At 39.5% G+C, this 13,365-nt stretch carries 10 protein-coding genes and 1 CRISPR repeat array; of the genes, 4 read left to right on the forward strand and 6 right to left on the reverse strand.

The annotated features are described in order from the left end of the window. Nucleotides 1-3 precede the first annotated feature (3 nt). Nucleotides 4-954, reverse strand: a complete 951-nt coding sequence (locus tag FHG85_RS03355) for a lytic transglycosylase domain-containing protein (RefSeq protein ID WP_173072992.1) — start codon at nucleotides 952-954, stop codon at nucleotides 4-6. A 290-nt stretch (nucleotides 955-1,244) separates the two neighbouring features. Here FHG85_RS03355 and FHG85_RS03360 point away from each other — a divergent pair, with 290 nt between their 5' ends. Further along, the gene (locus tag FHG85_RS03360; protein WP_173072994.1) at nucleotides 1,245-2,357 is read left to right on the forward strand and encodes a hypothetical protein; all 1,113 of its coding nucleotides are present in this window, start codon (nucleotides 1,245-1,247) and stop codon (nucleotides 2,355-2,357) included. A gap of 73 nt (nucleotides 2,358-2,430) precedes the next feature. On the opposite strand, the gene FHG85_RS03365 is transcribed toward FHG85_RS03360, so the two are convergent. Together FHG85_RS03365 and gldB are read right to left on the reverse strand one after the other, a co-directional pair. Beyond that, complete coding sequence (locus FHG85_RS03365; protein WP_173072996.1) at nucleotides 2,431-4,101, reverse strand: formate--tetrahydrofolate ligase; 1,671 nt, start codon at nucleotides 4,099-4,101, stop codon at nucleotides 2,431-2,433. A 125-nt stretch (nucleotides 4,102-4,226) separates the two neighbouring features. Continuing rightward, nucleotides 4,227-5,234, reverse strand: a complete 1,008-nt coding sequence (gene gldB / locus FHG85_RS03370; RefSeq protein WP_173072998.1) for a gliding motility lipoprotein GldB — start codon at nucleotides 5,232-5,234, stop codon at nucleotides 4,227-4,229. Nucleotides 5,235-5,545: 311 nt separating this feature from the next. On the opposite strand from gldB, the gene dnaB reads away from it, so the two are divergent. After that, nucleotides 5,546-7,081: a replicative DNA helicase gene (dnaB, locus tag FHG85_RS03375; protein ID WP_173073000.1), complete on the forward strand. Its 1,536-nt coding sequence runs from the start codon at nucleotides 5,546-5,548 to the stop codon at nucleotides 7,079-7,081. A 2-nt stretch (nucleotides 7,082-7,083) separates the two neighbouring features. On the opposite strand, the gene FHG85_RS03380 is transcribed toward dnaB, so the two are convergent. Next, nucleotides 7,084-7,800, reverse strand: a complete 717-nt coding sequence (locus tag FHG85_RS03380) for a YjjG family noncanonical pyrimidine nucleotidase (RefSeq protein WP_173073002.1) — start codon at nucleotides 7,798-7,800, stop codon at nucleotides 7,084-7,086. A gap of 190 nt (nucleotides 7,801-7,990) precedes the next feature. Between FHG85_RS03380 and FHG85_RS03385 the strand changes: the two genes are divergently transcribed. Then, nucleotides 7,991-9,877: an aldehyde ferredoxin oxidoreductase C-terminal domain-containing protein gene (locus tag FHG85_RS03385; protein ID WP_173073003.1), complete on the forward strand. Its 1,887-nt coding sequence runs from the start codon at nucleotides 7,991-7,993 to the stop codon at nucleotides 9,875-9,877. Between the two features lie 61 nt (nucleotides 9,878-9,938). Here FHG85_RS03385 and FHG85_RS03390 read toward each other — a convergent pair whose 3' ends face one another. Beyond that, nucleotides 9,939-10,304 (reverse strand): RNA recognition motif domain-containing protein, encoded by a 366-nt coding sequence (locus tag FHG85_RS03390; protein WP_173073005.1) that lies wholly within the window; start codon nucleotides 10,302-10,304, stop codon nucleotides 9,939-9,941. Between the two features lie 668 nt (nucleotides 10,305-10,972). Continuing rightward, nucleotides 10,973-11,602: a CRISPR direct-repeat array (repeat unit 37 nt; unit sequence GTCGTAATCCTTGTTTTAGTGGACGTTACTCTCTGAC). A 383-nt stretch (nucleotides 11,603-11,985) separates the two neighbouring features. After that, a complete protein-coding gene (locus FHG85_RS03395) occupies nucleotides 11,986-12,516 on the reverse strand; it encodes a gamma carbonic anhydrase family protein (protein ID WP_173073007.1) in 531 nt (176 codons plus the stop codon). Nucleotides 12,517-12,560: 44 nt separating this feature from the next. On the opposite strand from FHG85_RS03395, the gene FHG85_RS03400 reads away from it, so the two are divergent. Then, nucleotides 12,561-13,307 carry a Mut7-C RNAse domain-containing protein gene (locus FHG85_RS03400; RefSeq protein WP_173073009.1) on the forward strand — a complete coding sequence of 249 codons (747 nt, stop codon included), beginning with the start codon at nucleotides 12,561-12,563 and terminating at the stop codon, nucleotides 13,305-13,307. Nucleotides 13,308-13,365 lie beyond the last annotated feature (58 nt).

Consider the following 13,365-nt stretch of genomic DNA (forward strand, 5'->3'; position numbering starts at 1 on the left):
TGCTTATTTCTTGTAAACTGTTTCACGAAATCCCTCTTTAGGAATTTTAATCCGATATGTTTTGTTTAGTTTGTTTGTAAGATAGCTTTCGCGTAACCACGGATTAAAGAACTTAAGAATCTTGTAATTCGTTTTGAAGTGGCGGGCAAAAGCCGAAATGTTGGTGATGGTACTATCTACTTCTACCTCATAGTATTCCAAAGGAGGATAAAGGTCGCACTTGTTTAATATAAAACCATATTGTGTTGGATTCTCAAATATCACTTTAAGTGCAAGTATTCTAAAGATGTACCGTCCTGTTTCTTCGCCTAAAACCATATTGTAGTACGAATCGTTTTCCTGTCTTAATATCTGTTTATCAATTCCATTCATCCCAAAGTTATACGATGCAGCTACCATGGTCCAATTCCCATACTTTTCATATGCCTTCTTAAAGTACTGGCAAGCCGCTTGGGTCGATTTTTCTATATGATATCGCTCATCAACCTCGTTGTTTATTTCCAAACCCAGCTCCTCCCCAGTTCCTTCAAGTATTTGCCAGAAACCAACTGCCTTTGATGGTGAAATTGCTTGGGTTAACCCACTCTCGGCAACAGCTAAGTACTTGAAATCGATGGGTATGTTGTTTGCTTCTAAAATGGGTTCAATTATTGGGAAGTATCTATTTGCACGCTTAAGAAGCAGCAAGGTTTGGGAATGCCAAAAGGTATTCACCTGGAGTTCTCTATCAAGCGATTCTCTAACGTCGAAGAACTCAAGGGGTACCGCCTCGCCTGCAAATGTAAGGCTGTCGGGTATTGGTACCGGATATATGGTGGCTTGAAAAATGGTGTCAGCTTGCTGTTCACTGTAGCTAAAAACTTTTGTAATGGGAATAAACGATATTAGAATTACAAATATAAATACTGCGATAAATGTTTTTATGACTAAGGAAAACCTCTTTGAGAATATCATTTCAAAATCCTTTTTTTAATAAACCTGCAAATTTACAATATATTATTTATTGCACTTAACAAATAGATGGCTTATAATTTTTTAGCTTTAATATAACAAACACGTAATATGAAGGGTTCAGTGTTAACTCTATCAATTAATGTTTTAAATAGATGTAGAATTAACATTATCTTAACATTAAGCGCAATGCTTAATATTGGCTTAACACACATTTAGCTACTTTTGCGAAAATATTTTTTTTTAGCACCAACAAAATGTATTTTTAAACTAAAACTAAGAATTATTTGCTCATGAAAAAGTTATTTTTTATACTTTGGGCGTTTGTATTAGGTTCAGCCTTCACCTATGGAAACCCCGATTCTATTCTTTTGCAGCAAAACAGAATGATGCTTAAGCTGCTTTCAAATAGCAAGGTGTCAACCCAAATTTTTTTGGGTTACCGTGATTACTTGGAAGGAAACAACGGTTATAATGAATTTGTTGTAAAAAGAGGTTACATAACTTTTGCAAAAAAACTAAATAAAAACATTAGCGCTAAGCTAGCTCCTGATATCACAATTGATAAGGAAGGAGATGGGATGGGCGATTTGGAGATGAGGCTTAAATACTGTTATATTGATTTTCACACCGATGGTGATTATTGGATTTTTACCAATCCAAAGTTGCTAGTTGGCGAAATACCCACTCCATGGATATCCTTTGAGGAAAAAATAAACAGCTTTCGGATTGTTTCCAGTCAGTATCTTGATGATATGAAATTGCTTACCTCTGCCGATTTTGGCGTGTCAACTCAGGTTTTACTTGGGGGAGAGATTTCCGAAGAATATCAAAAAAAGGTAAATGGCGCTTACCCTGGTAAATATGGTTCTATTGCTATAGGTGTTTACAACGGTGGTGGGTATCATGCTATTGAAAATAATAACAACAAAACTATTCAGTGGCGCTTTAGCCTTCGGCCAATACCTAACGTTTTGCCCGGTTTACAGTTTTCTTATGCTGGCACCTATGGCAAAGGAAACACAAAGCTTTACCCCGATTGGAGAACAAACACAGGAGTTGCTAGTTACGAATCGGAGCATATTGTTCTCACCTCGCAAATTTATAAATCAACTGGTAACTATTCTGGTAGCTTTTCCGATTCTTTAGGTATTGCCTATGGGGCAAGCGGCTGGAATACATTTGCCGAGGTTAAACTTTTCAAAAACAAGGTTAGCCTTTTTGGTAGCTATGGTATCATGAATTATGACGATATGAACCAGTCCGACAATGAACTGAAAAGGCAAATAGTTGGGCTAGCATATCACATTTATAAAAGGAATAAGATTGTTGTAGATTATCAGCGCAGGGTTAAGAATGGTGATGCTAATGGAATATTTGAAGTAATGCTCGAGCTTTCTCTGTAAACACTAATAGTTCCAAAGTAAAAAGGCTGACAAATTTGTCAGCCTTTTTTTATTAGCTATGCAGATGCTTCTTTTAAAATAGTCCGCTGATAACACCGTTGTTGTCAACGTCTATACGTTCTGCAGCTGGCTCTTCGGGCAAGCCGGGCATACGCATTATTTGCCCAGTAATAGGCACTATAAACCCTGCTCCGGCAGCAATCTCAATTTCCCTTACGGTTACTACAAAGTCCTTCGGACGGCCTAATAATGCAGGGTTATCCGAAAGCGATTTTTGTGTTTTAGCTACGCAAATGGGGAGCTTATCTAAACCAAGCTCATAAACCTTTTTGAGGTCGTTTTTGGCTTGTGCGGTGTAGTCCACTGCTTCTGCACCATAAATTCTTTTAGCAAGGGTTTCGATTTTTGCTTCAGGTGTCCAATTCCAATCGTAAAGGGTTTTGTGCTGGTATGGGCAGTTCATGGCTATCTTGTTTACAATCTTCGCCAATTCAATGGCACCCTCGCCACCTTTACCCCAAACATCTACTTCAGCAACCTGAACATCCATCTCTTTGCAGGCATTCTTGATAACCTCAACCTCTTCGTCGGTATCGGAGGTAAAGCGATTAATAGCAACAACTGGACAGATTCCAAATTGTTTCATGTTTTCAACATGCTTTTGGAGGTTGCCTATACCATTCTTCAGTGCTTCAACATCGGGTTGGGAAACTTCTTTTAACGGTTTGCCTCCATGGTACTTAAGCGCCCTAATTGTTGCTACTAGTACTACTGCGCTAGGTTTTAATCCAGCATACTGGCATTTTATATCGATAAACTTCTCAGCACCCAGGTCAAATCCAAAACCAGCCTCTGTTACAACAAAGTCGCTAAGAGACAAGCCCATTTTTGTAGCAATAACAGAGTTGGTTCCCTGAGCAATGTTTGCAAAAGGTCCACCATGTATTATTGCAGGTGTTCCCTCGATGGTTTGCACCAGGTTAGGCATGATGGCATCGCGAAGTAGGGCAGCCATAGCTCCCTCGGCGTGTAAATCGCGCGCGTAAACGGGTTTCTTGTCAAAGGTATATCCAATGAATATATTCCCTAAACGACGTTTAAGGTCCTCCATATTTTCAGCAAGGCAGAGGATTGCCATAACCTCCGATGCAGCTGTTATATCGAAACCTGTCTCGCGTGGTATACCATGTGTGGTTCCACCTAAACCAACTATAATATGTCGGAGTGAGCGGTCGTTCATGTCCATAACCCTTTTCCACTTTACAGTTCGAGGGTCAATGCCAAGTGAACGTTTCTTGCTCTGAATGTTATTATCAATTAAGGCTGCAAGAAGGTTGTGCGCCTTCTCTATAGCATTAAAATCACCCGTAAAGTGTAGGTTGATGTCTTCCATTGGGAGAACTTGAGAGTATCCACCACCAGTTGCTCCTCCCTTTATACCGAATACCGGTCCAAGCGAAGGCTCACGAAGCACTACAGTTGTTTGCTTTCCTATTCGGTTTAATCCTTGCGATAAACCAATTGATACTGTTGTTTTACCTTCACCAGCTGGCGTTGGCGAAATGGCCGATACAAGTATTAGTTTATTCTGCAAGTACTTTTCCTTGTTGATGTATTTTAAAGGAATTTTGGCCTTGTACTTGCCGTATAGTATTAGGTCATCGGGATTTATGCCCAGCTTCTCACCTATTTCGGTGATGGGCTTCATCTTTGCTTCATGGGCAATTTCAATGTCGGTTTTCATAGCTATAAAAAATTAGGTTTAGTGGCTATTTGAATTATAAAAATATATAGATATTTCAATTCGTAATAATCTACTAACTAAAACAAGTTACAAAATATTTTGTTTAAAGGAGTGCTAAATATGTTTTAAGGTTTATATTTTGCCTTGTTAAGGATGTATTGATAATCATTAACTTTCATTAAATCATCAAGAGTGTATTCCTGATTGCGTTCCATGAACTGTTCAACAATTCGATAACCAATCCATACTGCAGTGCGACCAGGCGATTCGCGCGAAAACCCACTAGTAAATGGCGCATCGTTAATCATTTTATTAATATCAAGCAGATTGGTAGTGAAAAGTAGCTTGTTTTCTATAAGATAGGTCCAAATATTTTTTTCGTTTCTCTGGCACCATTTGTACTGTTGAGGAGTATATCCAAATATTAGAGAATCAGGCTGATTGGGAAGCATTCTTTTGGTAAGGTACATTATTTGCCCTTCATATATCATTCTTGAAAGTAAGTTGTTAACCGAGTCTTTAAATGGAAAAACCCCATAGAGCCATGCACGCATTACGTCTGAAGAAACTTTTTGGGGATTCATTTTTCTTTGAATATAACGTGGGATACCAAGCAAAGTGTACTGGATTGTGTTTTTCCCCAAATAACGGTCTAGACCAACCGCTACTAAACTGTCGTCTATAGCAAGGGAAAGGTTGTATCCCGAAATGTAAGTGTAAACCTTTGGCATAACCTTCTCAGGAAAAAAGTATGAATATCTTGCGAACGCGCTCTTTAACTCTTTTTCAAAATCCGCATTAGGAGGAAAGGTTTCACTTACCATTCTGTAGCAATTCTGTACCATTGTATCTGTTAGGAACATTTTAAGATAATGGTAAAATTTTAGAGAATCGCTTTTTCCTATTCTTATTATGCCCCGTGTGAAAAGGTCAGCAAACTGTGTATGTTTGTCAGAAAGCTCTTTGTATTCCGATTCAATACTTATTGTATCAAGACTAAATAAATCATTTTCAAATCTTACAATTTTAACTTCTTGTGAGTTTTTTGGCGTAGGTATTTTGTCGAATCGGTTTTGTTTACAGCTAATTAGAGTGGTGATGATTAAAGTGACAATTATCCATCTGTTTTTCATGGCGCTTTGAATTTTAAATTCTATCTCAAAGATAGTAAATGAATGGAGCCATTGAATAGTTTCCTGTGCAAATTAATATTCTTTAAAAGGAGAAAAACGAATCAGGATTTTCAGTCAGTTGTTTGCAGTAATGTGCAGATAATCAGATGTATATCAGAGGAGTTGTATCTAATTTGCTCTAAAGTAACATGTTGGTTAGTGCGGTTAATAACTTGTTAGTAAACCAAAAAACATTGTGGAAAATGATTTCTACTTCCATTTTCTTTCTGATATTTTAAAGGCTATTTTTGCAATCTAATTATGATGAAAGCATGGCAGGAGAAAAAGGAAGGCAAAAAAGACAATTTTCCCCATTAAAACAAATTGGAGCTGAGCTTGGTAAGGTACCACCTCAAGCGGTTGATATTGAAGAAGCCGTTTTAGGTGCAATAATGATTGAGAAAGATGCTGTTATTATTGCTAGCGAGATACTTAAACCCGAATGTTTCTATAAAGAGCAACACCAAATAATATTTAAGGCAATACAAGACCTTTCTACAAGGCTAGAACCTATCGACTTGTTTACTGTAACCGAGGAGTTAAGAAAGCAAGGTAAGCTCGAGGAGGTTGGTGGTGCGGGTTATATTTCCTTACTTGCTAATAAAGTAGGGTCTGCCGCTCACCTTGAATATCACTCAAAAATTATTGCTCAGAAATACATACAACGTGAACTTATTAGGGTTGCTACTGAAATAGAAAAGCGTTCTTTCGAAGAGAATGTTGATGTTGACGAGCTACTCGACTTCTCGGAGATGGAGCTTTTTAAGGTTGCGGAAGGAAACATAAAGAGTGATACTCAGCCTATTAATAGTATTGTTGTAAAAGCATTTAAACAGATTGAAGAAGCGGGAAAACGTGAGGATGGGTTGAGCGGTGTACCCTCGGGGTTTACCGAATTGGATCGTCTAACCTCAGGTTGGCAAAAATCGGACCTGATAATCGTTGCTGCCCGTCCATCCATGGGTAAGACAGCGTTTGTTCTTACCATGGCTCGAAATATGGCCGTAGAATACGATGTTCCTGTAGCGCTATTCTCCCTTGAGATGTCGAACGTACAGCTGGTTAACCGTTTGCTAGTTGCCGAGTCTGGCCTTTCATCTGAGAAAATTCGTAACGGTAAGCTCACACAAGAGGAGTGGACACAGCTAACCGTTAAAACCAAACAGCTTGCCGATGCCCAGATTTTTATAGACGATACCCCTGCGCTTTCCATTTTTGAACTTAGGGCAAAGTGTCGTAGGCTTAAAGCTCAGCACAATATTGGCATTGTAATTATCGACTACCTACAACTTATGACTGGACCTGCCGAGACTAAAGGTAATCGTGAGCAGGAGGTTAGTACAATTTCTCGTTCGTTAAAAGCCATTGCCAAGGAACTCGATGTGCCAATAATTGCCCTATCGCAGTTAAACCGTTCGGTTGAAACCCGTGGCGGAAATAAACGCCCTCAGCTCTCAGACCTCCGTGAATCGGGAGCCATTGAGCAGGATGCCGACGTGGTTATCTTTATTCACCGCCCCGAATACTATGGTTTTGATGTTGATGATGCTGGAAACTCTACTGTTGGTCTTGCTGAAATAATTGTTGCAAAACACCGTAATGGAGCGGTTGACGATGTAAAGCTTCGCTTCCAAAAGGAAATGGCACGTTTCTCCGATTACGAAGATAATAGCTACTACGGAGCGGTTACTCCCGATTTTACCTCATCGGCTCAGGTTACATTCAGCTCAAAAATGAATAACGACCCCGTTGATGATTTCTCAAGTAACCTCAAAAAAGGCTTAGATAATGTAGATATTCCATTCTAACATTAGAGAATCTTTTTTATCTCGTCTAGCCTTTCAACCACAAAGGTTGCCTTACTATTACTTTTCGAATTTTTGGGGCTAAAGTATATCTGGTCAATGCCAAATTTCTTTGCCCCCATTATATCCACCTCATAATCGTCGCCAACCATTATGCTCTCACTCTTTTTTGCATTTGCTTTTGAAAGGGCATAACCAAATGCTCTTTTATCAGGCTTATGATAGCCTGAATGTTCCGAAGTGATTACCCATTCAAAATAGTGGTCAATTTTACATCGCTTAAGTTTTGGTAGCTGTACCTCTTTAAATCCATTTGAAAGGATGTGCAGGTTGTATTTTGGTGCTAAGTACTCTAGCACCTCATGTGTGCCAGGAATTAGAGCTGTCTTTAGTGGCATAATTTCCAGGTACTCTTCCCCAATGGTTTTGGCAAGCTCCTTGTTGTTAATGCCGTACTCCTTAAGGGTGATATCAAAGCGTTTATACCTTAAAACATCCTTTGTTAGCTCCCCTTTAAGATATTTATCCCACAGGTAATGGTTATTCCTGTTGTAACATTCAATAAAGGTATCCTTATCAGGGAATGCTATATCGAGTTTTCTATTAACAAAAATCTCAGCCAAAGCATCGCGCATGTTCTGCTCAAAATCCCATAGCGTCCTATCTAAATCAAAAAAGATATGTTTATAGGCATTATGCTTAAAGAAGAAGTTCAAAATCATCACAAATCAATTTTTACAAATGTAGTTAAAGATATTCTTGAGGAAAAATCATTTCAGGTTTCATTTCTTTAATTAGCATAAATACAAATATTTAATCCTTTATTGTGTTGAAGTTTTAAATATTGTTATTTCGCTAACAATTCGTTTTTTAAAAACGTATCTTTGTCGAGTAAACTCTAATCTTATTAAAATGAGCAGTTCGAATCCTACAATTAAGGCGCTAATGATTGATGCTGCTAGCGGTTTTTACAAGGTGAACAGGTATAATGTTGGCGATTTTTTTGGTCCTGTCGATTTGGGTATTCATTTGGCGCATAAGCATAATAGCATGAATATTGGTGTTGGACTTTTGGCTGGTTCAATATTTCCTGGCTCAAACAGGTTGATTGTAAATGGAATATCTCCGTGTTGGCACGGTTTTTACATATCATCAATGGGTGGTGCTGGTTTGGTGTTCGATAACTTGGGCATCAACATGTTCTCCATTGTAGGTAAGGCTTCGGCTCCGTCAATACTTTACCTTAACCGTATTCATGGCGAAGAAATTGAGGTGGAGCTACTTCCTGTTCGTCCTCGTACCATTTGGGCACAGGGTAGGGGAGGCGTTTATTCCATGATGCAATACGCATTAGACAATTTTGGGAATCGATACGAGACAGAGCCTCGCATTTTGGCTGCCGGTCCTGCATCGATGTACACCGATTTTGGCGCTATAGCCTCGGCCCCCATTCGTAAGGGCGAAATAACCTATGTTGATACCTGGGCAGGACGTGGTGGCTTTGGCTCAAAAATGGTTCAACAGCATAACATTGTGGCAATTATTTATGGTGGTACTTATGTAGATGAGGATTTCCGCGATCGTAAGGTTGCCGATAGGTGGTTCGAAGACCGATATCAAAAGCGACTTGCTGCCAAAGACCTTGAGGCTACTACAAAGTATCGCTTTGATCCTAAATTTGAAACCGGTGGAACCTTTGGAGTTAACTATGCCACCATGAAAGGCGATATCATGGCTTTTAACTATCGCACCATATACATGACCGAGGAGGAGAGGCTTAAGATTCATAACGATTTCATTGTAAACCATTACCTGAAACAGTTCAACGAGGAGACCATCAAAAACAAGCAGCAGCGTACTTGCGGAGAACCATGCGGAGCAGTTTGCAAGAAGATGAATGGCAAGTATAAAAAGGATTATGAGCCCTATCAAACCATGGGACCTTTATGTGGAATTTTCGACCAGCGTGCTGCCGAAAAGGTTAACCATCATGCCGATATGCTTGGTTTCGATGCCATATCGGTGGGTGGCGTGCTCTCCTGGTTGATGGACTGCGTAGCCGATGGCCTGATAACTCCCGAAGAACTTGGTCTAAATGAAGTCCCTGTTTTTTCTACAAACGGATTTCGTGTTGTTGAGGATTCATTGCATAATGCTAATATTGCCATTGCGCTGCTCGATCAGATGGTCAATCCCAATGGGGCTTTTCACCTACGCGAGGGGGCTAGAAAGTTTGCTCGTCACCTAGCCCGCCGAAAGGGCACTGCTGTTCTCGATAAGTTCATCTACGTGGGCTTTGCCCGTTCAGGCTGGATGGTACCAAACCAGTACTGGACACCTGGCGTTCTTTCTCCCATGGCCATAATGGGTAAGTACTACATGTACTACGGTAAAGATTTTGTTCCTCCCCGTCAGCTTGGAAGGGAGAATGCTAAGCGCATGCTTAACGAGCTGGTTATGGATAACCTGGGAATGTGCCGTTTCCATCGTGCATGGGCCGAAGATATTTTACCTGAGGTAATTGAAAAGCTTTACGGCATGAAGGATAGGTTTAGCCGTTCGCTGTTGCTTACCGCAAGCCGTATTAATAGCCGAAATGCTTCTATATTCTGGGAAAGCGAAAGGAATATCGATTTTGTTTACACCTTCCTGAAGAAGAAAAAGGAGATCGATGGTGTTAGCAATCCTGAGCTTGACAGATGGATTAGTCTATTCGAAAAGGATAAAAGGGCTGCAGCCCTCGATTTCTGGTACGAAATTCACAAAGGTATTCATGAATCCTTGCTGGAGTTCCATTAATCAGAATGCCGTAAAAAAAGAGGCAGCCATTTGGTTGCCTCTTTTCTATTCTGAAAGATTCTTAGTAATCCCTTCTTCCACCTCGACCGCCACCACGGTTATCGCGGTTAAAACCACCACGACGCTCTCCGTAACCGCCACCACGACGTTCACGGTTGAATCCACCACCATTGCGTGGTCTATCCGATTTTGGTTTTGCTTGTGTTACTCTAATAACCTTGCCATCATATTCGGCTTCGGTTAGCTCATCAATGGCCTTGCGAGCCTCATCGTCGTTGGCCATTTCTACAAAACCGAATCCTCTGGAACGCCCAGTTTCTCTGTCGGTAATTACTTTGGCTGAGGTAATCTCGCCATACTCTTCGAAAAGTTGTCTTAGGTCGTCATCGTTAATGCGGTAACTCAGACCTGACACGTAAATGTTCATAGACTAAAATTAAATTGATAATTGATTAAATTGTTAACTAAACTGAGCGTTAGCCTAACTGAACTTTAGCCGGGAATCGGTTCGATGCGGATAACTTTCTATGTTGAAGCACTTCTCAATTTGCCACAAAGGTAATCCATTTAATTTAATAACAGCTACTTTAAGTGATAATTTTTAGTGTTCAGCGTTCCGTGTACCATCTGCGTGCTCTGCTTATAGTTATGTTAAGAATTTGATGAAGTTAGAAGAAGTTAGAGGAAGTTAAAGGAAGTTAGAAGAAGATAGAGGAAGTTAAAGGAAGTTAGAAGAAGTTAAAGGAAGTTAGAAGAAGGTTCGTTAAAAGTTAAGCGTTAAACGTTAATCGCCAGGTATTTAAAGTCATAAGCCTTCGAGTATCTGTTTCCACTTCGCTATAACGTTACAAATTTAGCACCAATCTAAAAACTGCACACTGCACACTGAACACTAATCAAATCCTTGTTTTAGTGGACGTTTACTAGGTTAATAGTTAATGGTGAAAAGTGAAAGGAGGTTCGTTAAAAGTTAAACGTTAAACGTTAATCGACAGGAATTTAAAGTCATAAGCCTTCGAGTATCTGTTACCTCCACGCTCTAAGCGTTTCGAATTAAGTTCCAAACTGAACACTGAACACTGAACACTGAATACTAATCAAATCCTTGTTTTAGTGGACGTTACTCTCTGACAAATCCAAATAGAAAAACAAAAGTAGTTATACAGATTCGTCGTAATCCTTGTTTTAGTGGACGTTACTCTCTGACCCGTTCTTATAGAGATTTTAGCCGATGTGGATCAACTGTCGTAATCCTTGTTTTAGTGGACGTTACTCTCTGACAAGTATTAATTTGTAATAAACTCGACTCCAGACTTGGTCGTAATCCTTGTTTTAGTGGACGTTACTCTCTGACTCATATATTCAATATCCTCTTTGCCTACTATCCAATAGTCGTAATCCTTGTTTTAGTGGACGTTACTCTCTGACTTTTTTATAATGGCGAGCATATTGATTTTGAACTGCCAGTCGTAATCCTTGTTTTAGTGGACGTTACTCTCTGACTATATAGAGAAAAATTCTTTAAATGAAATTTATAAGTGTCGTAATCCTTGTTTTAGTGGACGTTACTCTCTGACGCCTGGATAAATGGGCGACATACGAGGGGGAAGGGATAGTCGTAATCCTTGTTTTAGTGGACGTTACTCTCTGACGTGTGATACGTTGAATTCACCGTCAGCCTCCTACTAGTCGTAATCCTTGTTTTAGTGGACGTTACTCTCTGACAGGTAAATCTGTAAATCGCTGTGCACCAGAATTATATAAATCGAATTTAAAGAAAATTAACACTTTTTTACTAAAAAATGGTACCATTTTTTGGGGGCGCAAAGTTACAAAATTTTTAGGCTCAATGCAATACCAGTTTTTTACCTATCACCTCAAATATAGTAAAAACTTTTTACTCTTCAAATAAACCATGTCCAGCTTATAGTATTTCCTTGAACACATTTATAAATCAATATCTATCAACCATTTACACTAATGCTGTAGCGTTTAAATCCGTTATTATTCTTATTTATGCCTACTATTTTATGTAGACTTTATTTAGGACGGGTCAGATTTTATCCTTTATCCGTCTTCGCCGGATTTTATCCTTAATCCTTAATCCTTTAACCTTTATCCTTATCCTCCTTGTACCATCCCGAGTAGAATAGGTAGTTTCGGGCAATACGTTCGTTGGTTTCGCGGCTTAGCTGAGGGTCAACCTTTTTTACGAATTTTGCTGGAACACCTGCATAAACGCTAGCTGGCTCAACTTGCGTGTTTTCAAGTACAAGGGCATTTGCAGCAACAATGGCACCTTGCCCTATTACGGCATTGTCCATAACAGTACTTCCCATGCCTAGCAGCGCACCTTGCTTTACCTCTGCGCCGTGCAGTATTACCCCATGTCCTATTGAAACATCATCTTCAACCTTAATGGTTGTTTTTTTGTAGGTGGTATGTAGCACCGCATTATCCTGAATGTTAACACGGTTGCCAATACGAATGGAGTTAACATCGCCTCGTAGTACCGCTCCATACCATATGCTGCAGTCATCGCCAATCTCTACATCGCCTATAATAACTGCCGTTTCTGCAATAAAGCAGTTCTTCCCAATTTTTGGGGTGAATCCCCTTAACGATTTGATTATTGCCATCTCATTTTGTATTTTACTGCAAATTTAAGCATGTAATTCGAAAGTTGTCTAAAGGTTTTAAAAAGCAGGTAAGCATTAGGCTCTACGGAAGCCTGAATGATTTTGTTGCTCAGGAGCTAAAGCAGACCAATATTTCTGTAGGTTTCTGGGGTAACCCAACAATAAAGGACCTGGTAGAATCGGTTGGGGTTCCACATACCGAGATAAACCTTATTCTTGCCAACAGCTGCCCGGTTAATTTTTCTTATAAGCCAGAAAGTGGTAGTCGTATCTCTTGCTATCCAAAGTTCTTCTTTCTTAAAAATTCTGAGAGCTGTTTACAGCCACAGGTTCCTATGCCCCCTAAGTTCATTTGTGATGCTCATTTAGGACGGCTAGCATCGTACATACGTCTTTGTGGTTTCGACACCTTATTTAATACTACTTTTGAGGATAGAACAATAATAAAAACTTCAAATAGCGAGGAACGAATCATACTAACACGCGATAAGGGTTTGCTTCGCTGCGGGAGTGCCCGTTTGGGCTATTTTGTTAGGGAAACAAAACCTATACTACAGTTAAGAGAGGTTATAGAGTATTTTGAGCTAAAGGATTACCTTGCCCCCTTCTCAAGATGTTCACTTTGTAATGGGAAAATAACAGATATAGAAAAGAAGGAGGTAGTTAATAAAGTTCTACCCACTACGTACAGGTGTTACGAAAAATTTTATTGTTGCACCAAATGTGGACATGTTTACTGGGAGGGTTCACATTTTAGGCGGTTAAAATTGACTCTCGAGGGTATGTTATGATTGGTTTTCAAAAAACGGGCCAAACAAGTTCAAGAAAATATGTCGTAAAATATCTTTT

The organism is Tenuifilum thalassicum (genome assembly GCF_013265555.1).
Taxonomy (GTDB): domain Bacteria; phylum Bacteroidota; class Bacteroidia; order Bacteroidales; family Tenuifilaceae; genus Tenuifilum; species Tenuifilum thalassicum.